The organism is Pseudomonas sp. 2FE, assembly GCF_005503735.1.
GTDB lineage: Bacteria > Pseudomonadota > Gammaproteobacteria > Pseudomonadales > Pseudomonadaceae > Aquipseudomonas.
Genome location: NZ_SCMO01000001.1, coordinates 90,729 through 116,776 on the forward strand (window position 1 = coordinate 90,729; position 26,048 = coordinate 116,776).

The following is a 26,048-nucleotide window of genomic DNA, read 5'->3' on the forward strand; positions in this document are numbered from 1 at the left end:
ACCTTACGGCTGTCTACCCGCGGCCGCTTGCTGCAATTGCCGGACTGTTCTGCCGATTGCCCGCAGGGGTTGAGCCTGCCGAGCGTGCGTGAGCAGCATCTATGGCCCTGTCGCTGCGGCCAATCCAAGCGTCTGCCGTATTGCGATGGCAGTCACAACCCGCTGGCCCCTGGCTAAAAGGGTATTAGGTCGTGGCGGCTTATGGCTAAGCGCTCTATGCTTGGCTGAACGCTGCGGCTGTCGGTGAGTCCAATTGCAGACTTGTGAACTGCGCCGCTTGGTAGGATTAAGGCAAGGCAGCATTATTTGTCGGTTGCCGTTCACCCTGCCATTACCCTGCGGAGACCCTGATGTACAAACTGTGTTTTTATGTTCCGGAAACCCATCTGGACGTTGTTAAGAATGCTGTTTTTGCCGCTGGCGCGGGGCATATCGGCGCCTATGACAGTTGCTGTTGGCAGACCCTTGGGCAAGGGCAGTTCCGGCCGCTGGCGGGCAGTCAGCCGTTCCTCGGTCAGGCCGGTCTGGTCGAGCACGTGGCGGAGTGGAAAGTCGAGTTGGTGGTGGCTGACGAGCTGATCCACGGCGCGGTGAAGGCGTTGCGCATGGCGCATCCCTACGAGACGCCGGCATTCGAGGTGTGGCGCTTGTCGGACTTGGTTTTCTGAACTAGGTGCAGGCAAAAAAAGGCGCTCGAGGGCGCCTTTTTTGCTGTTCGATGTAGGGGGGAACCCACCAATGGTGCTGGATGGTGGGTTTCACCCACCCTAGGGGCGGATCTCGATCAGGGTGCCATCTTTGACCAGACTCCAGATTTCCCGCATGTCGCTGTTCTTCATGGCGATACAGCCTTCGGTCCAATCCAGGGTATGGAAATACCACTCCGGGTATTCTTCATCCAGTGGTGTGCCGTGGATCATGATCATGCCGCCAGGCGGAACCCCTTCTTTGCGCGCGTTAGCCTGGTCGCGGATATTGGGGTAGGAGATGTGCATGGCCAGGTTGTATTTGTCACTGTTCTTGCGCCAGTCGATCCAATAGAAGCCTTCCGGAGTGCGGCGATCGCCCTCGCGCCGTTTGGCGCCTTCGGGTTGTTTGCCGAGAGACACGCGATAGGCCTTCAGTACTTCGCCGCGGCCCAGCAGCAGCAGTTTGCGCTCGGACTTCACCACTAAAACCTTGTCCACGGCTTTGCCATCGAGGGTCGGCGCGGCATTGGCGTGAGATAAAGCAGCAAAAGATAAACAGAGAACCGCTAACAACCAGCGCATCGGAGCTATATCCCAGGTCTTCGGAGCCGCCATGGCGGTCAGGTTTTCTTGTAGTGCGCGCGCAAGGCCTCAATAGGCTCATTGCGCACGGGGTAGGTCTGCGCTACCCGGTCGGCAAAGAAGCATTCTAAGGTACGGCCCACCGTCGGGAAAGCCAGCTCTGACCAAGGGATGTCGCGTTCGTGGAACAATTTCACCTCCAAACTTTCAGCGCCGACGGCAAAGTCCAGGTCGACCAGCTCGGCGCGGAAAAACACATACACCTGGCTGATATGTGGCAGATCGAACAGGGTGTAGAGGCTCAGCCCTTGCACGCGGGCGCAGGCCTCTTCCAGCGTTTCCCGGGCGGCAGCTTGCTGCATGGTTTCGCCGTTCTCCATAAACCCGGCGGGGAGCGTCCAGTAGCCCCGGCGCGGCTCAATCGCGCGGCGGCAGAGTAGTACTTGCTCGCCCCACACCGGCACGCAGCCGGCGACGATTCGCGGATTCTGGTAATGGATGGTCTGGCACTCTGCACAGACGAAGCGTGGGCGGTCATCGCCCTCCGGAATGCGCTGCGTCACGGGGCTGCCGCACTGGCTACAAAATTTCATGCCGGATCCTCTGTGTTCATCGCTTATCTTGGCGCGCGCGTGGCCTTGGCGGCAAGTTGTCGAGGGGGCAAAGTCAAGCGCTTGAATGCTGCGACCGGGTGGCGCAGGGCTTGGGCGTGCCGGTTCTTTCATGCCATGATGCCGGGCAGAACAAGAGACCGAGAATGCCCATGCTCGATGAGCTACTCCAACGGGTGCGCAGCTATACGCCGCGCGTTCTGGAGACCGACCATAGCTTCCCAGAGGCGGCGGTGCTGGTGCCCATCACCCGCAGCGATGCGCCGGAACTGGTGCTGACTTTGCGCGCCAGTGGTCTGTCGACCCACGGTGGCGAAGTCGCCTTTCCGGGTGGGCGGCGTGACCCGGAAGATCGCGATCTGATCCACACCGCGCTGCGTGAGGCGCAGGAGGAGATCGGTCTGCCGGCGGGGTTGGTCGAAGTGATTGGTCCGCTCAGTAGCCTGGTGTCGCGGCACGGCATTCGGGTCACGCCTTATGTCGGCGTCGTCCCCGATTACGTCGAGTACCAGGCCAACGATGGCGAGATCGCCTCGGTCTTCACTGTGCCGCTGGCGTTCTTTCGCGACGATCCGCGGGAGATGACCCACCGCATCGACTACCTCGGACACAGTTGGTATGTGCCGAGTTATCGTTACGGTGAATATAAAATCTGGGGGCTGACCGCGATCATGGTGGTGGAGCTGGTCAATCTGCTTTACGACGCCGGGATCGCCCTGCATCAGCCTTCCGAATCCTTTATCAAGTTGGGCTGAAGGGTCGCAGTTTTGAGGACGACAGCATGAAATATCGCCTGGGGCAGTCGAGTGTCGAGGTACATCCGGACAGCTGGGCTGCGCCGAATGCCACCCTGGTTGGCAAGGTCAAGCTGGAGCCGGGGGCTAGCGTCTGGTTCGGCGCGGTGCTGCGTGGCGATAACGAACTGATCCATATCGGCGAGAACAGCAACGTGCAGGACGGGGCGGTGATGCACACCGACATGGGCTATCCGCTGTCCATCGGCAAGGGTGTGACCATCGGCCATAACGCCATGCTGCATGGTTGCTCGGTCGGCGATTACAGCCTGATTGGGATCAACGCCGTGGTGCTCAACGGCGCCAAGATCGGCAAGTACTGCATCATCGGTGCTAACGCCTTGATTGGCGAAGGCAAGGAGATCCCGGACGGCTCTCTGGTGATGGGCTCGCCGGGTAAGGTGGTACGCGAGCTGACCGAGGCGCAGAAAAAAATGCTCGAAGCCAGCGCCACGCACTACGTGCATAACGCCCAGCGCTACGCCCGCGATCTGGCCGAGCAGGACGCTTGATGGCCGTCGAGCGCCCAGTGGCCTCGCCTTGCGTGAGTGTCTGTGCGCTGGACGAGGCGGATATTTGTATCGGCTGCCAGCGCAACGTGGATGAAATCACCCGCTGGAACCGCATGGATAACCGCGAGCGGCGTCACGTGCTAAGCCGCTGCCTGGAGCGCGCCCGCGCCAATGGCCAGTTGTTGCTTGAGCCGACAAAACCTCTTTGATTGCCGACCCCTTTCATGTCTAAGGATGCTCCCATGCCCCGTATCGGAACCCCTTTGTCGCCGAGTGCGACGCGCGTCTTGCTCTGTGGCTCTGGCGAGTTGGGCAAGGAAGTGGTGATCGAGTTGCAGCGCCTGGGCGTTGAAGTGATTGCCGTCGACCGTTATGCCAATGCGCCGGCCATGCAGGTGGCGCACCGCAGCCATGTCATCGACATGCTCGACGGGGCGGCGCTGCGTGCGGTGATCGAGCTGGAGCAGCCGCACTACATAGTTCCGGAAATCGAAGCCATTGCCACCGCCACCCTGGCCGAGCTGGAGGCCGAAGGTTTCACCGTGATTCCCACGGCGCGTGCGGCGCAATTGACCATGAATCGTGAAGGTATTCGCCGGCTGGCGGCGGAAGAGCTGGGCCTGCCGACTTCGCCTTACCGCTTTGCCGACTCGTTCCAAGAGTGTCAGGCGGCGGTTGAGGCGCTGGGCTTTCCGTGCCTGATCAAGCCGATCATGAGCTCCTCGGGCAAGGGCCAGTCGCTGCTGAAAAGCCTGGATGATCTGCAAACCGCTTGGGATTACGCCCAGGCCGGTGGTCGCGCGGGCAAGGGGCGGGTGATAGTCGAGGGTTTTATCGACTTCGACTACGAGATTGCCTTGCTCACCGTGCGGCATGTCGGCGGTACCACCTTCTGTCAGCCGGTCGGCCATCGCCAGGCCAAGGGCGATTATCAGGAGTCCTGGCAGCCGCAGGCGATGAGTCCGAAGGCGCGGGCCGAGGCCGAGCGGATTGCCCTGGCCGTCACCGGGTCGCTGGGTGGGCGAGGCTTGTTCGGCGTCGAACTGTTCGTTAAGGGTGATCGGGTGTGGTTCTGCGAAATTTCGCCCCGCCCGCACGATACCGGGCTGGTGACGCTGATTTCCCAGGATCTCTCCGAATTTGCCCTGCATGCCCGAGCCATTCTGGGCCTGCCGATTCCGGCGATTCGTCAGCTCGGGCCCTCGGCTTCTGCGGTGGTGCTGGTCGAAGGCCAATCGAGGCAAACCAGTTTCGCCAACCTGGGCGCCGCCCTGAGCGAGCCGGATACCGCGCTGCGTCTGTTCGGTAAGCCCGAGGTCAACGGCCAGCGCCGCATGGGCGTAGCCCTCGCGCGTGATGAGTCGATCGAGGCCGCCCGGGCCAAGGCGACTCGCGCGGCGCAGGCGGTGGCAGTTGCGTTTTGAGGCCTTGGCGCGGCTGGGCCTGGTGGGCGGTCGCGTTCCCAGCTGCGCCGTTGCGTCTGTTGCTGTTCGGCGAGTCGACGGTAGCGGGGGGTGGCGCTTCTTGTCTGGACTTTGCCTTGGCGGGGCAGCTGGCGAGCGCTCTGGCTGAGCGGCGGGGTAAGCGCGACACGACTATGAGGCTGTGCGCGTCAGGCTCGGCAAGCCCGATTTCAGTCTGATTCGCTGTGCGGTCGGGACTGGGCGATTGGCGTGGGCCGCCAGACCCGCACGCTCTTCACCCTATTGTCCGTGGACTGCAGGATTTCCAAGCGGTAAGGGCCGATCTTCAGGCACACGGCACTGTCCGGAATGCTTTCCAGGGCCTCGGTGATCAGGCCGTTGAGGGTCTTGGGGCCGTCACAGGGCAGGCTCCAGCCCAGCGCCTTGTTCACTTCGCGGATATAGGCGGCGCCGTCGATGACCTGGGTACCGTCGTCCTGCGGATGAATATCCGGGCTGCGCAGGGCGTCCTGATTGCTGAAGTCGCCGACGATCTCTTCGAGGATATCCTCCAGGGTGACGATGCCGAGTACGTCGCCATACTCGTCGACGACTATGCCGATGCGCCGCTTGTGCTTCTGGAAATTGACCAACTGGGTCGACAGCGGCGTGCTTTCCGGGACGAAATAGGGCTCGTGGCTGGCTTGGCTGAGCGCTTCTTTAGTCAACTGGTCGTGGGTCAGGAGGCGGGCGATCTGGCGCATATGGACCACGCCTTCGATCTGGTTGATGTCGTTGCGAAACACCGGCAAGCGCGTGTGGGGCGTGGTGCGCAGCTGGGTAATGATGTCTTCCAGGGGGTCTTCCAGGTCGATCCCGGCGACTTCGTTGCGCGGGATCATGATGTCGTTCACCGTGACGGTTTCCAGGTCGAGAATGCCGAGCAGCATGCTCTGGCGGCTCTGCGGCAACTCCTGACTGGATTCGCGCACCACGCTGCGCAACTCCTCGGTGCTCAGGCCGTCATTAGGTTTGCTGGTCGTGTCGACACCCAATAGCTTGAGCAGGCCAATACTCACGCCATTGAGTAGCCACACCAGCGGCGAAAGGATCTTCAAGAGCAGCATCAGCGGCAGGCTGGAAGGATAGGCGACCGCTTCCGGGCGCAGGATGGCCAGCGTTTTCGGGGCGATCTCACCGAAGATCAGCAGGACGATAGTGAGCGCCACCGTAGCAATCGCGATACCGACTTCGCCCCACAACTGCATGGCCAGCGCGGTGGCGATCGCAGCGGCGGAAATGTTGACGAAGGTGTTGCCGACCAAAATGATCCCGAGCAGGCGATCCGGGCGATTCAGCAAGGTGCTGGCACGCTTGGCGCCGCGATGCCCTTGCTTGGCCAAACTCCGCAGGCGGTAGCGGTTGAGGCTGAGCATGCCGGTTTCGGCGCTGGAGAAAAACGCCGAACAGGCAATCAGGAAGACCAGCAAGCCAATCAGGAACGCAGGATTTAAATCGTACACAGGCGGCTACTAGGCTCTGTTGACGTAAGCGAACGCGCCGCGTTGCCGCATCAAAGCTCGCCAGGCTAGGCGCGGGCCGCCGGCAATGGTCACTCCCTTGGCAAGGCCTGCAACGACACATGGCGAGCTTTGATGCGCAACCCGAAGGGACGGTGCCGTTTTGCCGCAGGGCTGCGTTACTCGTCGTTCATTTGGAATAACCAAACTTCTCTCCTCGCGCCTTGCCCTGCGGCAAAACGGCCTCCGTCGCGGCATGCTCGCTTACGTCAACAGAGCCTAGATGTGCAGAATGAATTCGCGTACTAGCTTGCTGCCGAAATACGCCAGCATCAGCAGGCAGAAGCCGGCCAGCGTCCAGCGAATGGCCTGGTGTCCGCGCCAGCCGCGCTGATGCCGGCCCCACAGCAGCACGGCAAAAATCACCCAGGCCACGCAGGCGAGCAAGGTTTTGTGTGCCAGATGCTGGGCGAACAGGTCTTCGAGGAATAGCCAGCCGGACAGCAGCGACAGCGACAGCAGCCCCCAGCCGGCCCAGAGAAAGCCGAACAGCAGGCTTTCCATGGTTTGCAGCGGCGGGAAGTTTTTGCTCAGGCCAGACGGGTGTTTATTTTTCAGTTGGTGATCCTGCAGCAGCAACAGCAACGACTGGAACGCGGCGATGGTGAGCATGCCGTAAGCCAGGATCGACAAGAGGATATGCGCGAGGATGCCGGGCTCCTCGTCGATCACTTGCACCGTGCCGGCTGGAACGAAGAGCGCTAGCAAAACGGTTAAACAGCCCAGCGGGAACAGAAGCAGGAGCAGGTTTTCCACTGGAATCCGCGTGCACGCCAGCAGCGTCAAGAGGATCACCGCGGCGGTGATCAGGCTAGCGGCACTGAAGAAATCGAGGTTGAGACCTGCCGGGGTGATCAGCTGGATAAACAGGCTGAAGCCATGGGCGAGCAGGGCGAGGACGCCGAGCAGGGTCAGCAAACGTTTGTCCGGCGCTACGCGCTGAGACAGGCGAAGACCTTGGTAGGCCGTGGCGCCGGCATATAGGCAGGCGGCAGCGAGGCTGGGCAGCAGAGGGTGCATAAATCCTTGTAAGGCGAGCCCGAAAGGGCGTGAGTGTGGCATAAAACCGCCATTTCACGAAAGACCGCTGGCGGTGTCGGCGTTGCTGAGTCTTGGTTATAATCTGCCGCTTGCCACAAGCTCAACCTCGGCTCTAGAGAGCCTGAAAGGAACGCGCATGTTCGAAAATCTTACCGACCGCCTCTCCCAGACCCTGCGCCATGTCACTGGCAAGGCCAAGCTGACTGAGGACAATATCAAGGACACCTTGCGCGAAGTGCGCATGGCCTTGCTCGAAGCCGACGTCGCGTTGCCGGTGGTCAAAGACTTCGTCAATAAGGTCAAAGACCGCGCAGTCGGCACAGAAGTATCGAAAAGCCTGACGCCGGGGCAGGCCTTCGTGAAGATCGTCCGCGCCGAGCTCGAAGAGCTGATGGGTGCGGCCAACGAAGATCTGCTGCTGAACACAACGCCACCTGCGGTCGTGCTGATGGCGGGCCTGCAGGGTGCGGGTAAGACCACCACGGTCGGCAAGCTGGCGCGCTTTCTGAAAGAGCGCAAAAAAAAGACGGTGATGGTGGTCTCGGCGGACGTTTACCGCCCGGCGGCGATCAAGCAGCTGGAAACCTTGGCTGCCGATATTGGCGTGACCTTCTTCCCCTCGGATCTTAGCCAGAAGCCGGTGGCTATCGCCGAGGCGGCGATCAGGGAAGCCAAGCTCAAGTTCATCGATGTGGTGCTCGTCGATACCGCCGGTCGTCTGCATATCGATGCCGAAATGATGGCCGAAATTCAGGCGGTTCACGCCGCGATCAAGCCGATCGAGACCTTGTTCGTGGTGGACGCCATGACCGGGCAGGACGCGGCCAACACCGCCAAAGCCTTCGGCGATGCACTGCCGCTGACCGGCGTAGTGCTGACCAAGGTCGACGGTGATGCTCGTGGCGGCGCAGCCCTGTCGGTGCGGGCGATTACCGGCAAGCCGATCAAATTCATCGGTATGGGCGAGAAGAGCGACGCGCTTGAACCCTTCCATCCCGATCGTATCGCTTCGCGCATCCTCGGCATGGGCGATGTGCTCAGCCTGATCGAGCAGGCCGAGCAGAACCTCGATCGTGAAAAAGCCGACAAGCTGGCGAAGAAGCTGAAGAAAGGCAAAGGCTTCGATCTGGAAGACTTCCGCGATCAGCTGCAGCAGATGAAAAGCATGGGCGGCCTCGGTGGACTGATGGACAAGCTGCCGAATATCGGTGGGGTCAACCTGGCGCAAATGGGTAATGCCCAGGGCGCGGCGGAGAAGCAGTTCAAGCAGATGGAGGCCATCATCAACTCGATGACCCCTGGCGAGCGGCGTGACCCGGATGTGATCAGCGGTTCGCGTAAGCGCCGCATCGCCATGGGTTCCGGTACTCAAGTGCAAGACATTGGGCGGCTGATCAAGCAGCACAAACAGATGCAGAAAATGATGAAAAAGGTCACCGCCAAGGGCGGTATGGCCAAGATGATGCGCGGCATGGGCGGGATGCTTCCTGGCGGCATGCCGAAGATGTAAGAACCTGTTCAATATCTGCTGCGCTTGGCCATGCTGCGTTGAAAACAGGCTCGGACTGCTCATTTACAACTCGTAAACTCCGCGTCCTCGCCTGTTTTCGCCTTGCCTGACCTGCGCTCGCGACGATCTTGATCAGGTTCTAAGGGGGGCTGTCGATACGCGGCTGAAAAAGAGATTTGCAAAAAGCCTGATAATCCTTAGAATATGCGGCCTTTCGGGCCTAGTGCCCAGCATGCATTTTTAGTTTTGCAGCACCGACTACAGGAACGATGTTCACATGGTAACCATCCGTCTTGCCCGTGGCGGCTCCAAGAAGCGCCCGTTTTACCACCTGACCGTGACCGACAGCCGCAATGCGCGCGACGGTCGTTTCGTTGAGCGTATTGGCTTCTTCAACCCGGTTGCCGCTGGTGGTGAAGTGCGTCTGTCCGTTGATCAAGAGCGCGCTACCTACTGGCTCGGCCAGGGCGCACAGCCGTCTGAGCGCGTTGCTCAGCTGCTCAAGGATGCCGCTAAGGCAGCAGCCTAAGCAGCATGAACGCGACGCCAGCTCCCGCCGATGATTTGATCGTCATCGGTAAGATTGTTTCGGTGCACGGTGTTCGCGGCGAGGTGAAGGTCTTTTCCTTTACCGATCCGATTGACAACCTGCTGGATTACCAGCGCTGGACGCTTAGGCGTGACGGCGAGGTTCGACAGGTTGAGCTGGCCAGTGGACGCTTGCAGAACAAGGTCCTCGTGGCAAAGCTGAAGGGGCTCGATGACCGTGAAGAGGCACGCCTTCTCGCGGGTTTCGAAATTTGTGTGCTCCGCAGCTTGCTCCCAGATCTGACCGACGGCGAGTACTACTGGTACCAGCTGAAAGGTTTGAAGGTCATCGACCAGACCGGGCAATTGCTCGGGCGCATCGATCACCTGCTGGAAACTGGCGCTAATGATGTGATGGTGGTCAAGCCCTGCGCAGACAGCCTGGATGATCGTGAACGCTTGCTGCCCTACACGGCGCACTGTGTGTTGACGGTTGATCTGGCGGCCGGCGAGATGCGGGTTGACTGGGATGCGGACTTTTAAGCAACTGGTTAGTAGGAATCATGGCTAGCCTGCGCGTCGAAGTCATCAGTCTGTTCCCGGAAATGTTTGCTGCCATCAGCGAATACGGCATTACCAGCCGCGCGGTGAAACAGGGGCTATTACAGCTGACCTGCTGGAATCCACGGAGCTACACCGAAGATCGCCACCAGACGGTGGATGATCGGCCTTTCGGTGGCGGTCCGGGCATGGTGATGAAGATCAAGCCTCTGGAAGGCGCTTTGGCGGATGCCAAGCAGGCCGCCGGAGAGAAGGCGAAGGTGATTTACCTGTCGCCGCAAGGCCGTCAACTGAAGCAGTCGGCGGTCCGCGAACTGGCGAAAGAGGAGGCTCTGATCCTCATCGCCGGGCGTTATGAAGGCATCGATGAGCGTTTCATTGAAGCGCATGTCGATGAAGAGTGGTCGATTGGTGACTATGTACTTTCCGGTGGCGAGCTGCCGGCGATGGTTCTGATCGATGCGGTGACGCGTCTGCTGCCCGGTGCATTGGGTCATGCGGATTCGGCCGAGGAAGACTCCTTTATGGATGGCTTGCTCGACTGCCCGCACTACACCCGACCGGAGGTGTATGCGGATAAGCGCGTTCCCGACGTGTTGCTGAGTGGCAATCACGCACATATCCGGCGTTGGCGTTTGCAGCAGTCCCTTGGTCGGACTAGTGAACGGCGCGCCGATCTTCTGGAAAGCCGCTCGCTTTCTGGAGAAGAGAAAAAGCTGTTGGCGGAGTATCTCCGGCAACGGGACGATAGTTAACGTATCGATGGCAAACCAGTTGGTTTGTCTTAGGAGCACAGCATGACTAATAAAATTATTCTGCAACTCGAAGCAGAGCAGATGAGCAAAGTGATTCCTCCTTTTGCTCCGGGCGACACCGTAGTCGTTCAGGTTAAAGTGAAAGAAGGCGATCGTTCGCGTCTGCAAGCGTTCGAAGGCGTGGTAATCGCCAAGCGTAACCGTGGTGTGAACAGTGCTTTCACCGTTCGTAAAATCTCCAACGGTGTTGGCGTAGAACGTACCTTCCAGACCTACAGCCCGCTGGTCGATAGCCTGGCTGTGAAGCGTCGCGGTGACGTACGTAAAGCCAAGCTTTACTACCTGCGCGACCTGTCCGGCAAGGCAGCGCGTATCAAGGAAAAACTGGTTTAATCCCAGTTTTCTTTGCGAAAAAAGCAGCCCAAGGGCTGCTTTTTTCTTGCCTGGGGTTTGCCAAAGGCATGTTTCCCAGTGAGTAATACCTGCCCGGGCGGCAGCGCATAACAACGACAATATCCGCAGCACAGTGGCGGCCACAGTGATTCATTCAGGTAGTAGTGGCATGACCTCCAGAGAGCAAGAAATCCTTCGGCGTACTGAGCTGTCGGAAACCCGCGTCACCAAGGCGGTCTTCCCGCCGACCACCAACCATCACAACACCTTGTTCGGTGGCACCGCGCTGGCCTGGATGGATGAAGTGTCGTTTATCACCGCCACGCGGTTTTGCCGTCTGCCGTTGGTAACGGTGTCCTCCGACCGCATCGATTTCAAGCATCCGATCCCCGCCGGCTCCATCGTCGAGCTGGTTGGCCGGGTGGCGAAGGTCGGCAATACCAGCCTCAAGGTCGAGGTCGAGGTGTTCGTCGAGAGTATGTCCAGTGACGGCCGCGAAAAGGCCATCGGTGGTCTGTTCAGCTTCGTTGCCATCGATGAAGAGAAGAAGCCGGTGCCGGTGCTGCCGGAGCCAGCGGCGCAGCCCAGCGTGGCGGCTTGAGGGGGTTTCCCTCTCCCTAAAGGGAGAGGGAGTAAAGCAGGCTTCAGGGCCGCAGGCTGATCTTCAGCGAGGCCTGTGACAAGTCGATGTCCTGCAGGCTCAGGTTGCCGAAGCTCTGCCCCTGGGGGGCGCCGGCTATGCGGATATTGTCGAAGCGCAACTCACCGATGGAGCTGGGCAGGCGCACATTCAGCGAGCCATCCGCATTGATGATCGACGTGAGTTTGCTGGTGTCGTAGCGCACATCAGCCATCGAGGTTTCCGCTTCCAGGCTATTCAGCACCGGCATCACCAGCTTGGCCAATTGGCTGACGGTGCCAAGTCCGTCGCCGCTTTCGGCCTGCATAAACAAGCCCGGCAAGACAGCGTCCAAGCCTTGGGCGCTGACATCACTCATCTCCAGGTCGCTCAAGGGTTGCAAACCGCGCGGGATCTCCTGGCGGCTGATGCTGCTGGGTGGTTGGCGATGAATATCCGCGCTGGCCATTTGGAAAGGGCTGAGCAGGGCGGCGACTAGCGTGGCGGCGATGCGTAGATTGCTTTGTTTCTTCAGGGCTTTAGTCAGCTGCCGCTCGGTCAGCAGACCTTGTTCGAGCAGAATCTCACCGAGGCGCTTGTGGCTGGTGAGTTGCAGTTGAATGGCCCCCTCCAGTTGGGCGGGGCTGATCAGTCCCTTGTTGAGCAGGATCTGACCAAGACGTGAGCGCTGTTGATTGGGCATGGGATGGGTCCATCCAGTTGTAGTGGCGTGATGCAGTCACGATCCCGCGGCAGATGGCTGTCACCCACCCAGGGGTAGGGTGACGAGCCTTGCCACGTTTGGGGCTGAGCGCTGTTACCCAGGTTGTTTCCATTCCACTCGGCGCCCTGGCATAAGGCTAGCGGGGTATGAAAGACTAGCAAACCGAATGCCGCCGTCTGGTTCGCATGCCTGTTATCGACCATCCCCTGATCGACCACTTTCTCGATGCCCTATGGCTGGAGAAGGGTCTGTCAGAACATACCCGTTCGGCCTATCGCAGCGACCTCGCGCACTTCAACGGCTGGTTGCAGGAGCGTGGCCTGCAATTGCCGGCTGCCGGCCGCGAAGTGATCCTCGATCACCTGGCCTGGCGTCTGAATGCCGGCTATGTGGCGCGTTCTACTGCGCGCTTTCTCTCCGGGTTGCGCGGCTTCTACCGTTTTCTCCTGCGGGAAAACCTGATCGCGAGCGATCCGACCTTGCAGGTGGAAATGCCGCAACTGGGGCGGCCGCTGCCTAAATCCTTATCCGAGGCCGATGTCGAAGCGCTGCTGGCGGCGCCGGACTGGGGCGAGCCGATCGGTCTACGCGACCGTGCCATGCTCGAAGTGCTTTACGCCTGCGGCTTGCGGGTGACTGAGCTGATCAGTCTGACTCTGGAGCAGGTCAACTTGCGCCAAGGGGTGCTGCGGGTGTTTGGCAAGGGCAGCAAGGAGCGGCTGGTGCCGCTGGGCGAAGAGGCGATCGTCTGGGTCGAGCGCTATGTGCGCGAGGCGCGGCCCTTTCTGCTGGATGGCAAGCCGAGCGATGTGCTGTTCCCCAGCCAGCGAGGCGAGCAGATGACCCGACAGACTTTCTGGTATCGGATCAAGCATCAGGCCAAGGTCGCCGGGATCGCTAAATCGCTGTCGCCGCACACCTTACGGCATGCCTTCGCCACGCACCTGCTCAATCATGGCGCCGACTTGCGCGTGGTGCAGATGCTGCTCGGCCACAGCGATCTGTCGACCACGCAGATCTACACCCACGTCGCCCGGGCACGCCTGCAGGAGTTGCACGCGCAACACCACCCACGCGGCTGAGACGCCCGTCCGACCTGCTGCGGTCGGCCTGCAAAGGCTTCTATGGTAGGCTTCGTCCACTGCTGTACCGTCCGCCGCTCGACAGGAGTACCCATGCGCGTGACCCGAATTTTCGCCGCCGTAGCCCTCGGCTTGGCCAGCACCTTTACTCTGGCTGCCGATCCCGATCAGGCCATCCGCAAGACCCTGCAGTCGCTGCAACCTGACATGGCAATCGAGGCGATTGCGGAAAGCACCATGCCCGGTCTCTTTCAGATTCAACTGAAGGGCGGGCGTTTGCTGTATGCCAGTGCCGATGGCCAGTTCATCATTCAAGGCTATCTGTTCCAGTTCAAGGACGGTGAGGCGGTCAACCTGACGGAAAAAGCCGAAAGCCGCTCCATCGCCAAGGAAGTCAATGCGATTCCGTTGAGCGAGATGGTGGTGTTTGCGCCGAAAGCTCCGAAAACCCATATCACCGTGTTCACCGATACCGACTGCGGCTACTGCCAGAAGCTGCATAGCGAAGTGCCGGAGCTGAACCGTCTGGGTATCGAAGTGCGTTATGTCGCCTTCCCGCGTCAGGGGCTGGGTAGCCACGGTTACAACACCCTGGTGAGCGTCTGGTGCTCGAAGGATCGCCAAGCGGCGATGAACCTGGCCAAGGGGCGCAACGAGCTGCCTGCCGCGCAGTGTGAAAACCCGGTGGCCAAGCAGTTCCAGCTCGGGCAGACGATCGGGGTGAATGGCACTCCGGCCATCGTCCTGGCTAACGGCCAACTGATTCCGGGCTATCAGCCAGCCCCGCAACTGGCCAAAATAGCGCTAGAGGCTAAGTGATCCGCGCCTGGCGCTGGATTGACTAGGCGCTGGATTGACTAATAGAGAGCCGCTTCGTAAGGTGCGGCTCTTTTCTACGGCCGGAGCTTGCTCCGGCCGTTTTACGCAGTGCAGATGGGGAGTTCAGTGTGAAACCGGTCAAAGTAGGCATCTGTGGGCTGGGTACCGTCGGTGGCGGTACTTTCAACGTGCTCAAGCGTAACGCCGAGGAAATCGCACGGCGTGCTGGGCGTGGCATCGAAGTGGCGCAGATTGCCCTGCGCTCGCAGAACCCCCAGTGCGACATTACCGGTACACCCATTACCCACGATGTCTTCGAGGTCGCCAGCAACCCCGAGATCGAGGTGGTCATCGAGCTGATCGGTGGCTACACCATCGCTCGCGAACTGGTGCTCAAGGCCATCGAAAACGGCAAGCACGTGGTCACCGCGAACAAGGCGCTGATCGCCGTACACGGCAACGAAATCTTCGCCAAGGCCCGCGAGAAGGGCGTCATAGTCGCCTTCGAAGCCGCGGTGGCCGGCGGCATCCCGGTGATCAAGGCGATTCGCGAGGGCCTGGCCGGCAACCGCATCAACTGGGTGGCTGGGATCATCAACGGTACCGGCAACTTCATCCTCACCGAAATGCGCGAGAAGGGCCGCGCCTTCGAAGACGTGCTGAAAGAAGCTCAGGAACTTGGCTATGCCGAAGCCGACCCGACCTTCGACGTCGAAGGTATCGATGCCGCGCACAAGCTGACCATCCTCGCCTCGATTGCCTTTGGTATCCCGCTGCAGTTCGACAAGGCCTACACCGAAGGCATCACCCAGCTGACCACCGCCGACGTCAACTACGCCGAAGCCTTGGGCTACCGCATCAAGCACCTGGGCGTGGCGCGTAGCACCGCCGCCGGCATCGAGCTGCGCGTGCACCCGACCCTGATTCCGGCCGACCGCCTGATCGCCAACGTCAACGGCGTGATGAACGCGGTGATGGTCAATGGCGACGCCGCCGGCAGCACCCTGTTCTACGGCGCCGGCGCCGGCATGGAGCCGACCGCTTCGTCGGTGGTGGCCGATCTGGTCGACGTGGTGCGGGCGCTGACCACCGACCCGGAAAACCGCGTACCGCACCTGGCCTTCCAGCCGGATTCGCTGTCCGACCACCCGATCCTGCCGATCGAGGCCTGCGAAAGCGCCTACTACCTGCGCATCCAGGCCAAGGATCACCCGGGTGTGCTGGCCCAGGTGGCGACCATCCTCTCCGAGCGCGGGATCAACATCGAATCGATCATGCAGAAGGAGGTCGAAGAGCACGACGGCCTGGTGCCGATGATCCTGGTCACGCATCGCGTGCAAGAACAACGCATGAACGATGCCATCGCCGCCCTGGAAGCCCTCAGCGATGTGGTCGGCAGCGTGGTACGGATCCGTGTCGAGCAGTTGAATTAAGCGGCACTTGATTTAAGAGACGCTCTGTTTAAGAGGAAAGGTCATGCGTTATATCAGTACCCGCGGCCAGGCTCCGGCCCTGAATTTCGAAGATGTGTTGCTCGCTGGCTTGGCCAGCGACGGCGGCCTGTATGTGCCGGAGAACCTGCCGCGCTTCAGCGTTGAAGAGATCGCCTCGTGGGCCGGTCTGCCGTACCACGAACTGGCGTTCCGGGTGATGCGCCCGTTCGTCACCGGCAGCATCCCGGATGCCGACTTCAAGAAGATCCTGGAAGAAACCTATTCTTCAGGCGGGGGCGTGTTCGCCCACAACGCCGTGGCGCCGCTGCGCCAGTTGAATGGCAACGAATGGGTGCTGGAGCTGTTCCATGGCCCGACCCTGGCGTTCAAGGACTTCGCCCTGCAGCTGCTCGGCCGCCTGCTCGATTACGTGCTGGAGAAGCGCGGCGAGCGCGTGGTGATCCTCGGCGCCACCTCCGGTGATACCGGCTCGGCGGCCATCGAAGGTTGCCGTCGTTGCGACAACGTTGACATCTTCATCCTCCACCCGCACAACCGGGTCTCGGACGTGCAGCGCCGGCAGATGACCACCATCCTCGGCGAGAACATCCACAACATCGCCGTCGAAGGCAACTTCGACGACTGCCAGGAGATGGTCAAGGACAGCTTCGCCGACCAAGGCTTCCTCAAAGGCACGCGGCTGGTGGCGGTGAACTCGATCAACTGGGCGCGGATCATGGCCCAGATCGTCTACTACTTCCATGCCGCCTTGCAGCTCGGCGGTCCGGCGCGCTCCATTGCGTTCTCGGTGCCGACCGGCAACTTCGGCGACATTTTCGCCGGCTACCTGGCACGCAACATGGGCCTGCCGATCAGCCAGCTGATAGTCGCGACCAACCGCAACGACATCCTGCACCGCTTCATGAGCGGCAATCAGTACGTGAAGGACACCCTGCACCCGACCCTGTCGCCGTCGATGGACATCATGGTGTCGTCGAACTTCGAGCGCCTGCTGTTCGACCTGCACGGCCGCAACGGCGCCGCTATCGCTGAGCTGATGGCGACGTTCAAACAGGGCGGTGGTTTCAGTGTCGAGGAAGATCGCTGGGTCGAGGCGCGCAAGCTGTTCGATTCCCTGGCGGTCAACGACGCAGAAACCTGCGAAACCATCGCCCAGGTCTATGCCGAGTGCGGCGAGCTGCTCGACCCGCACACCGCCATCGGCGTCAAAGCCGCGCGCGATTGCCGCCGCAGCCTGGCCACCCCGATGGTGGTGCTCGGCACCGCCCACCCGGTGAAATTCCCCGAAGCGGTGGTTAAGGCCGGCGTCGGCCAGGCCCCGGTACTGCCGGCGCACCTGACCGACCTGTTCGAGCGGGCAGAGCGTTGCACCGTATTGGCCAATGACCTGAAGGCGATTCAGGCCTTCGTCAGCCAGCATGGCAACCGCGGCAAGCCGTTGTAAGTAGCAGTACCTGAACCACAAAAAAGGCCGGCTGCCGAAAGGTGCCGGCCTTTTTTGTGGTTCAGTGCGTAGGCTGGGTAGAGCCGTTTTTCTGGCGAAACCCAGCTGGGTTTCATGAGGTGCATCCATGCACCTCGCCCTGCGGGCAGCTAAAGCTGTGCAAAACGGCTTTCCTGCCGTTTTGTCACTGCGTTCTACCCAGCCTACGGGTTATTCGCTTCCCAAGAAAACGCGGATCGGCTGTTAGATGGCGCCTTCGCTGCGCAGGGCGGCGATTCGTTCTGTATTGTAACCCAGTGCCTCCAGCACCTCGGCATTGTGCTCACCCAATTCCGGCCCCACCCAGTCGGCCGAGCCCGGTGTCTCCGACAGTTTGGGCACTATCCCCGGCATCTTGAAGGGCTTGCCATCCGGCAGCTTGGCGGACAGAAACATCTCGCGAGCGAGAAACTGCGGGTCGGCGAACATATCTTCCGCTGAGTAGATGCGACTGGCCGGGACCTCAGCGGTGCTCAGCGTGCTCAACACCGCGTCCAACGGCAGCGAGCCGACCCAGCGGTCGATCACTCCGTACAGCTCATCGCGGCGCGCATCGCGGCCGTCGTTGCTGGCGAGGGTCGGGTCATCCGCCAGGTCCTGGCGACCGATGGCGAGCATAAAGCGTTTGAAGATCGCGTCACCGTTGGCGCCGATCTGCACATGCTTGCCATCCAAGCTGGTGTGGATCGAGGAGGGGGTAATGCCGGGCATGATATTGCCCGTCCTCTCCCGCACGAAGCCGAACACGTCGAACTCCGGCACCAGGCTTTCCATCATGGCGAAGATCGCCTCGTACAGCGCGACATCGACCACCTGGCCCTGGCCGCCATTCACTTCGCGGTGGCGCAGCGCCATCAAAGCACCTATCACGCCCCAGAGGGCGGCAATCGAGTCGCCGATGGAGATGCCGGTGCGCACCGGCGGCCTATCCTCGAAACCGGTGATATAGCGCAGTCCGCCCATGGCTTCGCCGACCGCACCGAAGCCGGGTTGATCCTTCATCGGGCCGGTTTGGCCGAAGCCGGAAAGGCGCACCATCACCAGTTTCGGGTTCAGGGCGTGGAGCACATCCCAGCCGAGGCCGAGCTTTTCCAGCACGCCGGGGCGGAAGTTTTCGATCAGGATGTCCGCTTCGCTCAGCAGCTGTTTGAGGATGGCCTGGCCGGCCGGGTGCTTGAGGTTCAGGGTCAGCGACTTCTTGTTGCGCGCCTGCACGAACCACCACAGCGAGGTGCCCTCGTAGAGCTTGCGCCATTTGCGCAGCGGGTCGCCGCCATCCGGCGATTCGACTTTGATCACCTCGGCGCCGAATTCGGCACAGATGCGCGAGGCAAACGGGCCGGCGATCAGGGTGCCGAGCTCGATGACTTTCAGGCCGGCGAGGGGTTTGGTGGCAAGGTTCATGGGTGTACCCGTGCATCAGACAGTGGCCGCGACTCTAACCTGCACGGGTCGCTTGGGGTAGACTTGCCGCCTTTCCCCGCATCTAGAAGCCCGTTCATGGCCCAGCCTTCCACGACCTATAAAGTCGACCTCAATCTCACCGACCTGGACCGCGGGGTGTATGCGACGTCGCGTCTGACCATCGCCCGCCACCCGTCCGAAACCGAAGAGCGTATGACCGTGCGCCTGCTGGCCTATGCGCTTTGGTACAACGAGCAACTGGCGTTCGGCCGCGGCCTGTCCGACGTGGATGAGCCGGCGCTGTGGGAAAAGAGCCTGGATGGGCGCGTGCTGCACTGGATCGAAGTCGGCCTGCCGGATGTCGACCGCCTGACCTGGTGCTCGCGCCGCACCGAGCGCACCAGCCTGCTGGCCTATGGCAGCGTGCGCGTGTGGCAGAGCAAGGTGGTCGATGCGGTCAAGACGCTGAAAAACGTCAATATCGCCACCGTGCCGCAGGAAGCCCTGGAGGCGCTGGCCAAAGACATGCCGCGCAGCATCAGCTGGGCGGTGATGATCAGCGAAGGCACGATTTTCGTCACCGACGATCGTGGCCAGCATGAAGTGCAACTCGAATGGCTGATGGGTGATCGCGGCTGAAAGCTACTGCGGGCTGCGCGCGTAATACTGCACAGCCAAGGTCGGCAGGCCGCTTGCGGCCAACGCGCTTTAGCGCGGCCCCGCAGGGGTGAGCGAAGCGAGTCATGCTCATTGACTGCAGTCAACTCCGCTTCCTCGCCTGTTTTTGCCTTGTCTTCCCTTCGCTCGCTACGCTTTCAGTGATCTGTGAATAGCTGTCTATTAGGAAAACAATGCGTATAGAACCTCGCCAGCTGCCGCAAATCTTGCCCAACCTTGGCGATCTGCCGCCCTTGTTGACCCGCCTCTACGCCGCCCGGGGCGTGCAGTCGGCCGCTGAGCTGGATAAAGGCCTGGCGCGGCTGATTCCCTATCGGCAGCTCAAAGGCATCGACGCTGCCATCGACTTGCTGGTGCTGGCGCTGGAGCAGGGTCAGCGCATCTTGATCGTCGGCGACTTCGATGCCGATGGTGCCACCGCCAGCACGGTCGGCCTGCTCGGCCTGCGCCAGCTCGGTGCGGCGCATGTCGACTACCTGGTGCCGAATCGTTTCGAGTACGGCTACGGCCTGACCCCGGAGATCGTCGCGGTGGCGCTGGAGCGCCAGCCGCAACTGCTGGTGACCGTGGACAACGGTATTTCCAGCGTCGAAGGAGTCGCGGCGGCAAAAGCCGCAGGCCTGAGCGTGCTGGTCACCGATCACCACTTGCCCGGCCATGAGCTGCCTGCGGCGGATGCCATAGTCAACCCCAACCAGCCTGGCTGCGACTTCCCGAGTAAGGCGCTGGCCGGTGTCGGGGTGATCTTCTATGTGCTGCTGGCGCTGCGCGCGCGGCTGCGTGAGCTGGACTGGTTCAAGCGGACTCAGCTGCAAGAGCCGAACCTGGCCGAGCTGCTCGATCTGGTCGCGCTCGGCAGCGTTGCCGACGTGGTGCCGCTGGATGCCAACAACCGCATCTTGGTGCATCAGGGCTTGGCGCGTATTCGTGCTGGGCGAGCGCGGCCGGGTTTGCGGGCGATCCTGGAAGTGGCGGGGCGCCAGCCCGAGCGCATCACCGCCACCGACCTTGGCTTCATCCTCGGCCCACGCTTGAACGCGGCCGGGCGGCTGGACGACATGAGTCTCGGCATCGAGTGCCTGCTCTGTGACGACGAAGTGCTGGCGCGCGAGATGGCGGTGCAGCTCGATCAACTGAATCAGGATCGCAAGGCCATCGAGCAAGGCATGCAGCGCGAAGCGCTGGCCCAGCTCAAAGATTTGCCGCTCGAGGCCATGCCGTTCGGCCTCTGTCTGTTCGAGCCGGACTGGCACCAGGGCGTGATCGGCATCCTCGCTTCACGGATGAAGGAGCGCTACCACCGCCCGACCATCGCCTTCGCCGATGCCGGTGACGGCGTGCTGAAAGGCTCGGCCCGTTCGGTGCCGGGCTTCCATGTGCGCGATGCGCTGGACGCGGTGGCGGCCAAGCATCCGGGGTTGATCAGCAAGTTCGGCGGGCATGCGATGGCGGCTGGCCTGTCGCTGCCGCAGGAGAACTTCGGGGCCTTTGCCGCGGCCTTCGATGCCGAGGTGCGGCGTCAGCTCGATGAGGACGATCTGACCGGCCGGCTGCTTTCCGATGGCGCCCTGGCGGTGGAAGAGTTTCACCTGGAGCTGGCCCGCGCTCTGCGCAATGCCGGCCCGTGGGGGCAGCACTTTCCGGAGCCGCTGTTCCACGGGGTGTTCCAATTGGTGCAGCAGCGCATCGTCGGCGAGCGGCATCTGAAAGTCGTGCTGAAAAGCGAATGCGGGGCGCTGCAGCTGGACGGTATCGCCTTCGGTATCGACCGCGAGCTGTGGCCGAACCCGACGGTGCGCTGGGTCGAGCTGGCTTACAAACTCGACGTCAACGAATACCGCGGCAATGAAAGCGTGCAACTGCTGATCGCGCATATCGTCCCGCGCTGAGCCCGCGGGTTTTTAACGCAGCATGATCAAGCGCAGCAGATATTGAGCAGGTTCTTAGTTGGTCAGAGCGGCCAAGGGTACTTGTGAACCATCGGCCAGGGCGCGTTCGCTGACATCGCGCCAGCGGCTCAGCCGCTGTGCGGGCTGGCTGACCCTCTGGGGCGCCTTGGCGAGGAAGACCCCCCGATTGTTGAAGGCGTAGACCGGGAGCAGATCCCGGCGTTCGCTGGCCGGTTTTATCTGCGCCTGCCGGTTGTCGAGGATCAACGGCTGGGCTGTCGGGCTCGGGTAGTAGGCCAGCACCATATGCGCCTGACCTTCCTGGAAAGGTTCGAGCGCTTTGACTGAGGTCAGGCGCAGTTTTTCGCTGGGGACGCCCATGCGCACCAGGCTGAAGTATTTGGCGATGGCGAAGTCCTCGCAGTCGCCCATGCCGCGGCTCAGGGTTTGCGCCGGCGTCGCCCAGTAGTCGTGCTCGCCCCAGATGGCCCGATCGCTGGCATAAACGACCGAGCGATTGATAAAGCCGTTCACTTCCACCAGCTTGGCACGCTCGTCGAGCGCCGTGCCGTGCTCGATCAGCGCGTTCCAGCTGGTGAGCGTCGCTTCGCCGACCGCGAGGCTCAGGGCTGATGGCTGCTGGGTCGTGCTATCGGCATGGCTCAGGCTGCCAGCCAGACAGAACAAGGCGAGCGTCGTCTGCAGCCCGCGCAGGGCAAACAAAGGGGCGCCGGTTTTTTTCGGGAGGCGTGGCGGGGTCATGGTCTTTACAGGGAAAGGGATCGAGCGGTCGGCGGCCTTTATAACCTTAACTCCGCTTCCTGTGGGGCGTGCAAGGCGACAAATCGCCAATACCGGGGCAGGTTTGTGATGCTGAGCACTGAATGGCGCCCCTTAGCCGACGAACAGTCGGGTTGGGCGGGTCGGCACGTAATGAGGGGGCGGGAATCGGCTAGCCTCCGCCAATCACTGGCGAAGGCTGCGGCTGCAGGTTTTACCAGCCCAGCTGCTTGTTGAAGCCGAGGGCGTCGTAGTAGTCGCCTTGATAGGCGATCTTGCCGTCCTTGATGCGGATGAAGCTGACCCCTTCAAACTTCAGTGGTTTGTTGGTGGCCGGTGACTCGGCACTCCAGGCGCCGCTGTTGGTGCCGCTGAACACCCATTGGAAGGCAATCCCATCCTTACTGACGATCGGCGCGCCGGTCATCTTCCAGGTCAGGTCCGGCACGGCAGTCACGAACACCTTGATTACGTTGTCGCGGGCGGCGGCTTTGCCTTTCTGTGGCGTACCGACGGTGATGTCGAGGTACTCGGCATCCTCTGCGAGGAAGGTCGCCGCCTTGTCCACATCGTGGGCATTCCAGGCGGCCATATAGCCGTCGACTATGGCTTTAGCATCGTCCGCGGCCTGGGCCAGGCCGGCGGCGGCAAATAGCATGAAGAAGCTGAAACTACGGAGTGCATTTTTCATTGTTATTGCTCCTGCTCGGAATGACTGGCCCGAAATGGGCCACTCGTGGTTGAGGCCTGAGAGTCGTAGGACTCGCCGCGCAGCGGCAGTCCGCCGATCTGTCGGTGGCGTACTGCCTTCGGCGAGTACGCCCTACTGGTGGTGCTTAATGCTTGAACATCACATGGCGAATGCTGGTGTAGTCCTCCAGGCCATACATCGACAGGTCCTTGCCGTAGCCGGAGAGCTTCTGCCCGCCGTGGGGCATTTCGCTGACCAGCATGAAGTGCGTGTTGACCCAGGTGCAGCCGTACTGCAAGCGGGCGGCGAGGCGGTGGGCGCGGCCGACATCGCCGGTCCACACCGAGGAGGCCAGGCCGTAGTCGGAGTCGTTGGCCCAGGCCAGTGCCTGCGCCTCATCGTCGAACGGGGTGACCGAGACCACCGGGCCGAACACTTCGCGGCGGACGATTTCGTCGTTCTGGCGCGCACCGGCCAACACGGTGGGCTCGAAGAAGAAACCGGCACCAGGGACTGCCTTACCGCCGGTAACTACCTCGATATGCGCTTGCGCGCTGGCGCGCTCGACGAAGCCGCTGGCGCGCTCACGGTGTTGCGCGGTGATCAGCGGGCCGAGCTCGGTGCTCGGGTCGTTCTGCAGGCCGTATTTGAGGCTGCCGACTGCGGCGCCCAGTTCGGCGACGAATTTCTCGTAGATGCCTTTCTGCGCATAGATCCGGCAGGCCGCGGTGCAGTCCTGGCCGGCGTTGTAGAAGCCGAAGGTGCGGATGCCTTGCACCGCTGCGGCGATGTCGGCGTCGTTGAAGATCAGCACCGGCGCCTTGCCGCCCAGCTCCATGTGCATGCGTTTCACCGAGCTGGCGGTGCTGGAGATGATGTTCGAGCCGGTGGCCACCGAGCCGGTCAGCGACACCATGCGCACCTTCGGGTGGGTCACCAGCGGGCTGCCAACGCTTGGGCCGCGGCCGAAAATCACGTTGACCACGCCAGCGGGGAAGATTTCCGCGGCGAACTCAGCCAGTTTCAGGGCGGTCAGCGGCGTCTGTTCGGACGGCTTGAGCACCACGGTATTGCCCGCGGCCAGAGCCGGGCCGAGCTTCCAGGCGGCCATCATCAGCGGGTAGTTCCACGGCGCGATGGAGGCGACCACGCCGATCGGGTCGCGGCGGATCATCGAGGTGTGGCCGGGCAGGTATTCACCGGCGGCGGAGCCGCTCATGCAACGGCTGGCGCCGGCGAAGAAGCGGAACACATCGGCGATGGCCGGGATCTCGTCGTTCAGCGCCGCGGCGTAGGGCTTGCCACAGTTGTCAGATTCCAGCTTGGCCAGTTCTTCAGCATGCGCTTCGATCCTGTCGGCCAGGCGCAACAGCAACAGCGAGCGGTCTTTCGGGGAGGTCTGCGACCAGCTGTCGAAGGCGGCGTCGGCGGCGCGCACTGCGGCATCGACCTGCTCGCTGCTGGCTTCATTGATGTGCAGCAGCGGGGCGCCGAGGGCGGGGTTGAGTACCGGCTGGCTGGCGCCTGCACCGTCGACCAGTTGGCCATTGATCAGCAGTTTGCTTTGCATTGCGAAATCCTCTGGTTAGGGTTTCTACGAATTCTGTTGTTTAAGCCCCTCTCCTCTTGGGAGAGGGGTTGGGGTGAGGGAAACACCGAGTTTCGTCAGGCATCCCTCACCCCGGCCCTCTCCCGAAGGGAGAGGGAGTACTTGGTTATTTGCCGCCGCTGCCGGCGACACTTTCACCACCCTTGGTCAGGTAATAAGCGCCGAGGATCGGCAGCATGGTCACCAGCATCACCAGCATCGCCACCACGTTGGTCACCGGCACATCACGCGGCCGGCTCAGCTGGTTCAGCAGCCACAGCGGCAGGGTGCGTTCGTGGCCGGCGGTGAAGGTGGTGACGATGATTTCGTCGAACGACAGGGCGAACGCCAGCATGCCGCCGGCCAGCAAGGCCGAGCCGAGGTTCGGCAGAATGATGTAGCGGAAGGTCTGCCAGCCGTCGGCACCGAGGTCCATCGAGGCTTCGATCAGGCTGTATGAGGTGCGGCGAAAGCGTGCGATCACGTTGTTGTAGACGATCACCACGCAGAAGGTCGCGTGGCCGAGGATGATGGTGAACACCCCCGGCTCGATCCCCAGGGTCTTGAATGCCGAGAGCAGGGCGATCCCGGTGACGATGCCGGGCAGGGCGATCGGTAGGATCAGCATCAGCGAGATGCCTTCCTTGCCGAAGAAGTCGCGGCGGTACAGCGCCGCGGCGGCCAAGGTGCCCAACAGCATGGCAATCAAGGTGGCGACGCAGGCGATCTGCAGCGACAGCTTGATCGACTCGAGCACATCCGCGCGGGCGAAGGCCACGCTGAACCAGTGCAGGGTGAAGCCCTGGAGCGGGAAGCTGAAGGCGGCATCTTCGGTATTGAAGGCGTAGATGAAGATGATCAGGATCGGGAAGTGGAGGAATAGCAACCCACCCCAGGCGGCCAGTTTTAGGCCTAGAGAAGCTTTTTCAGAGTGCATCGAAGGCCCCCAGACGTTTGACGATGGCGAGGTAGATGGCGATCAGCACGATCGGCACCAGGGTGAACGCGGCGGCCATCGGCATATTGCCGACTGCGCCCTGCTGGACGTAGACCATGCTGCCGATGAAGAAACCGGGCGGGCCGACCAGTTGCGGCACGATAAAGTCGCCCAATGTGAGGGAAAAGGTGAAGATCGAACCGGCGGCGATGCCCGGGATCGACAGCGGCAGAATCACCTGCACGAAGGTCTGCCAGGGGCGCGCGCCAAGGTCGGCGGAAGCCTGCAGCAGGGACGGCGGCAGACGCTCCAGCGCGGCCTGGATCGGCAGAATCATGAAGGGCAGCCAGATGTAGACGAACACCAGGAAGCGCCCCAGGTGCGAGGTCGACAAGGTGCTGCCGCCGACGCCGGGAATGCCGAGGATAAATTCGAGTAGCGGTTGCAGCCCCAGGCTCTGGACAAACCACTGCGCCACGCCACCCTTGGCCAGCAGCAGGGTCCAGGCGTAGGCCTTGACGATGTAGCTGGCCCACATCGGCATCATCACCGCGATGTAGAAGAACGCCTTGGTCTTGCCCGTGGTGTAACGCGCCATGTAGTAGGCGATGGGGAAGGCCAGCATCGCGCTGGCCAGCGACACGGCGACCGCCATGCCCAGGGTGCGCAGGATGATGTCGTAGTTGGCCGGGTTGAACAGGGCCACCAGATTGGCCAGGGTCAGCTCCGGCGTCACCGTCATGGTGAAGTCGTCGAAGGTGTAGAGACCTTGCCAGAGCAGGGTCAGCAGTGAACCGAAATAGATCGCGCCAAACCACAGCAGCGGCGGTACCAGCAGCAGCGCCAGGTACAGGTTCGGCTTGCGATACAGCAGGTTGGACAGGCGGTGCAGCGGGCCATGGCTGGGCCGCGGAGCCTGGGCATTCAGCGACAGTTCCATC

The 26,048-nt window shown here is 61.8% G+C and carries 29 protein-coding genes and 1 pseudogene; 19 read left to right on the plus strand and 11 right to left on the minus strand.

The annotated features are described in order from the left end of the window. Window positions 1-84: 84 nt before the first annotated feature. Both FFS12_RS20065 and FFS12_RS00440 read left to right on the plus strand, forming a co-directional pair. Entirely contained in the window at window positions 85-177 is a 93-nt protein-coding gene (locus tag FFS12_RS20065; protein WP_256657271.1) for a CDGSH iron-sulfur domain-containing protein, read from the plus strand. Window positions 178-350: 173 nt separating this feature from the next. Further along, on the plus strand, window positions 351-668 hold the full coding sequence (locus FFS12_RS00440; RefSeq protein ID WP_137819515.1) for a YqfO family protein: 318 nt from the start codon (window positions 351-353) through the stop codon (window positions 666-668). Window positions 669-767: 99 nt separating this feature from the next. Here FFS12_RS00440 and FFS12_RS00445 read toward each other — a convergent pair whose 3' ends face one another. Next, a complete protein-coding gene (locus tag FFS12_RS00445; RefSeq protein ID WP_137885039.1) occupies window positions 768-1,271 on the minus strand; it encodes a murein L,D-transpeptidase family protein in 504 nt (167 codons plus the stop codon). Between the two features lie 38 nt (window positions 1,272-1,309). Next, entirely contained in the window at window positions 1,310-1,864 is a 555-nt protein-coding gene (locus FFS12_RS00450; RefSeq protein WP_137819513.1) for an NUDIX hydrolase, read from the minus strand. A 170-nt stretch (window positions 1,865-2,034) separates the two neighbouring features. On the opposite strand from FFS12_RS00450, the gene FFS12_RS00455 reads away from it, so the two are divergent. The 5 genes and pseudogenes from FFS12_RS00455 to FFS12_RS20400 all read left to right on the plus strand — a co-directional run. Beyond that, on the plus strand, window positions 2,035-2,637 hold the full coding sequence (locus FFS12_RS00455) for a CoA pyrophosphatase (RefSeq protein ID WP_137819581.1): 603 nt from the start codon (window positions 2,035-2,037) through the stop codon (window positions 2,635-2,637). A 26-nt stretch (window positions 2,638-2,663) separates the two neighbouring features. Next, a complete protein-coding gene (locus FFS12_RS00460) occupies window positions 2,664-3,188 on the plus strand; it encodes a gamma carbonic anhydrase family protein (RefSeq protein WP_137885040.1) in 525 nt (174 codons plus the stop codon). After that, window positions 3,188-3,397 (plus strand): DUF1289 domain-containing protein, encoded by a 210-nt coding sequence (locus FFS12_RS00465; RefSeq protein ID WP_171011786.1) that lies wholly within the window; start codon window positions 3,188-3,190, stop codon window positions 3,395-3,397. Before FFS12_RS00460 ends, FFS12_RS00465 begins: the two co-directional genes overlap by 1 nt. A 33-nt stretch (window positions 3,398-3,430) precedes the next feature. Continuing rightward, window positions 3,431-4,612: a formate-dependent phosphoribosylglycinamide formyltransferase gene (purT, locus tag FFS12_RS00470; protein WP_137885042.1), complete on the plus strand. Its 1,182-nt coding sequence runs from the start codon at window positions 3,431-3,433 to the stop codon at window positions 4,610-4,612. Beyond that, window positions 4,545-4,764 (plus strand): annotated as a pseudogene (locus FFS12_RS20400) (hypothetical protein); the annotation flags it as partial. The gene purT and the pseudogene FFS12_RS20400, both read left to right, overlap by 68 nt. A gap of 57 nt (window positions 4,765-4,821) precedes the next feature. Here FFS12_RS20400 and FFS12_RS00480 read toward each other — a convergent pair. Further along, entirely contained in the window at window positions 4,822-6,114 is a 1,293-nt protein-coding gene (locus FFS12_RS00480; protein WP_137885043.1) for an HlyC/CorC family transporter, read from the minus strand. A gap of 276 nt (window positions 6,115-6,390) precedes the next feature. Beyond that, the gene (locus FFS12_RS00485; protein ID WP_137885044.1) at window positions 6,391-7,191 is read right to left on the minus strand and encodes an inner membrane protein YpjD; all 801 of its coding nucleotides are present in this window, start codon (window positions 7,189-7,191) and stop codon (window positions 6,391-6,393) included. Window positions 7,192-7,348: 157 nt separating this feature from the next. Between FFS12_RS00485 and ffh the strand changes: the two genes are divergently transcribed. The 6 genes from ffh to FFS12_RS00515 all read left to right on the plus strand — a co-directional run bounded on the left by ffh (window position 7,349) and on the right by FFS12_RS00515 (window position 11,560). Next, window positions 7,349-8,722, plus strand: coding sequence for a signal recognition particle protein (gene ffh, locus FFS12_RS00490; protein WP_137885045.1), 1,374 nt, complete (start codon window positions 7,349-7,351; stop codon window positions 8,720-8,722). Between the two features lie 277 nt (window positions 8,723-8,999). Next, complete coding sequence (gene rpsP, locus FFS12_RS00495) at window positions 9,000-9,251, plus strand: 30S ribosomal protein S16 (RefSeq protein WP_119955922.1); 252 nt, start codon at window positions 9,000-9,002, stop codon at window positions 9,249-9,251. A gap of 5 nt (window positions 9,252-9,256) precedes the next feature. Continuing rightward, the gene (rimM, locus tag FFS12_RS00500; protein WP_137885046.1) at window positions 9,257-9,793 is read left to right on the plus strand and encodes a ribosome maturation factor RimM; all 537 of its coding nucleotides are present in this window, start codon (window positions 9,257-9,259) and stop codon (window positions 9,791-9,793) included. Between the two features lie 20 nt (window positions 9,794-9,813). Beyond that, window positions 9,814-10,566 (plus strand): tRNA (guanosine(37)-N1)-methyltransferase TrmD, encoded by a 753-nt coding sequence (trmD, locus tag FFS12_RS00505; protein ID WP_137885047.1) that lies wholly within the window; start codon window positions 9,814-9,816, stop codon window positions 10,564-10,566. A gap of 42 nt (window positions 10,567-10,608) precedes the next feature. Beyond that, a complete protein-coding gene (gene rplS, locus FFS12_RS00510) occupies window positions 10,609-10,959 on the plus strand; it encodes a 50S ribosomal protein L19 (RefSeq protein ID WP_137885048.1) in 351 nt (116 codons plus the stop codon). 169 nt (window positions 10,960-11,128) lie between these two features. Next, complete coding sequence (locus tag FFS12_RS00515; protein ID WP_137885049.1) at window positions 11,129-11,560, plus strand: acyl-CoA thioesterase; 432 nt, start codon at window positions 11,129-11,131, stop codon at window positions 11,558-11,560. A gap of 43 nt (window positions 11,561-11,603) precedes the next feature. Here the strand turns inward: FFS12_RS00515 and FFS12_RS00520 are convergent, their stop codons facing one another. Continuing rightward, window positions 11,604-12,281 carry a hypothetical protein gene (locus FFS12_RS00520; RefSeq protein WP_137885050.1) on the minus strand — a complete coding sequence of 226 codons (678 nt, stop codon included), beginning with the start codon at window positions 12,279-12,281 and terminating at the stop codon, window positions 11,604-11,606. 206 nt (window positions 12,282-12,487) lie between these two features. On the opposite strand from FFS12_RS00520, the gene xerD reads away from it, so the two are divergent. From xerD to thrC, 4 genes are all read left to right on the plus strand, one after another. Further along, the gene (gene xerD, locus FFS12_RS00525) at window positions 12,488-13,384 is read left to right on the plus strand and encodes a site-specific tyrosine recombinase XerD (protein WP_137885051.1); all 897 of its coding nucleotides are present in this window, start codon (window positions 12,488-12,490) and stop codon (window positions 13,382-13,384) included. Window positions 13,385-13,477: 93 nt separating this feature from the next. Beyond that, complete coding sequence (locus tag FFS12_RS00530; protein WP_137885052.1) at window positions 13,478-14,203, plus strand: thioredoxin fold domain-containing protein; 726 nt, start codon at window positions 13,478-13,480, stop codon at window positions 14,201-14,203. A gap of 128 nt (window positions 14,204-14,331) precedes the next feature. Next, a complete protein-coding gene (locus FFS12_RS00535; protein WP_137885053.1) occupies window positions 14,332-15,636 on the plus strand; it encodes a homoserine dehydrogenase in 1,305 nt (434 codons plus the stop codon). A gap of 43 nt (window positions 15,637-15,679) precedes the next feature. Continuing rightward, the gene (thrC, locus tag FFS12_RS00540; RefSeq protein ID WP_137885054.1) at window positions 15,680-17,101 is read left to right on the plus strand and encodes a threonine synthase; all 1,422 of its coding nucleotides are present in this window, start codon (window positions 15,680-15,682) and stop codon (window positions 17,099-17,101) included. A 243-nt stretch (window positions 17,102-17,344) separates the two neighbouring features. On the opposite strand, the gene FFS12_RS00545 is transcribed toward thrC, so the two are convergent. Continuing rightward, complete coding sequence (locus FFS12_RS00545; protein ID WP_137885055.1) at window positions 17,345-18,544, minus strand: CaiB/BaiF CoA-transferase family protein; 1,200 nt, start codon at window positions 18,542-18,544, stop codon at window positions 17,345-17,347. Window positions 18,545-18,640: 96 nt separating this feature from the next. On the opposite strand from FFS12_RS00545, the gene FFS12_RS00550 reads away from it, so the two are divergent. Both FFS12_RS00550 and recJ read left to right on the plus strand, forming a co-directional pair. Further along, a complete protein-coding gene (locus FFS12_RS00550; protein ID WP_137819495.1) occupies window positions 18,641-19,183 on the plus strand; it encodes a YaeQ family protein in 543 nt (180 codons plus the stop codon). Window positions 19,184-19,395: 212 nt separating this feature from the next. Then, window positions 19,396-21,111: a single-stranded-DNA-specific exonuclease RecJ gene (recJ, locus tag FFS12_RS00555; protein WP_137885056.1), complete on the plus strand. Its 1,716-nt coding sequence runs from the start codon at window positions 19,396-19,398 to the stop codon at window positions 21,109-21,111. Between the two features lie 54 nt (window positions 21,112-21,165). Here the strand turns inward: recJ and FFS12_RS00560 are convergent, their stop codons facing one another. From FFS12_RS00560 to FFS12_RS00580, 5 genes are all read right to left on the minus strand, one after another. Next, window positions 21,166-21,873 carry a transglutaminase-like cysteine peptidase gene (locus FFS12_RS00560; RefSeq protein ID WP_137885057.1) on the minus strand — a complete coding sequence of 236 codons (708 nt, stop codon included), beginning with the start codon at window positions 21,871-21,873 and terminating at the stop codon, window positions 21,166-21,168. 232 nt (window positions 21,874-22,105) lie between these two features. Continuing rightward, window positions 22,106-22,582, minus strand: a complete 477-nt coding sequence (locus FFS12_RS00565; RefSeq protein ID WP_137885058.1) for an ester cyclase — start codon at window positions 22,580-22,582, stop codon at window positions 22,106-22,108. 145 nt (window positions 22,583-22,727) lie between these two features. Further along, window positions 22,728-24,152, minus strand: a complete 1,425-nt coding sequence (locus FFS12_RS00570; RefSeq protein WP_137885059.1) for a gamma-aminobutyraldehyde dehydrogenase — start codon at window positions 24,150-24,152, stop codon at window positions 22,728-22,730. A gap of 145 nt (window positions 24,153-24,297) precedes the next feature. Continuing rightward, window positions 24,298-25,107, minus strand: a complete 810-nt coding sequence (locus FFS12_RS00575) for an ABC transporter permease (RefSeq protein WP_137885060.1) — start codon at window positions 25,105-25,107, stop codon at window positions 24,298-24,300. Then, window positions 25,097-26,047, minus strand: a complete 951-nt coding sequence (locus FFS12_RS00580) for an ABC transporter permease (RefSeq protein ID WP_137885061.1) — start codon at window positions 26,045-26,047, stop codon at window positions 25,097-25,099. The genes FFS12_RS00575 and FFS12_RS00580 overlap by 11 nt, the downstream gene beginning before the upstream one ends. Between the last annotated feature and the right edge of the window lies 1 nt (window position 26,048).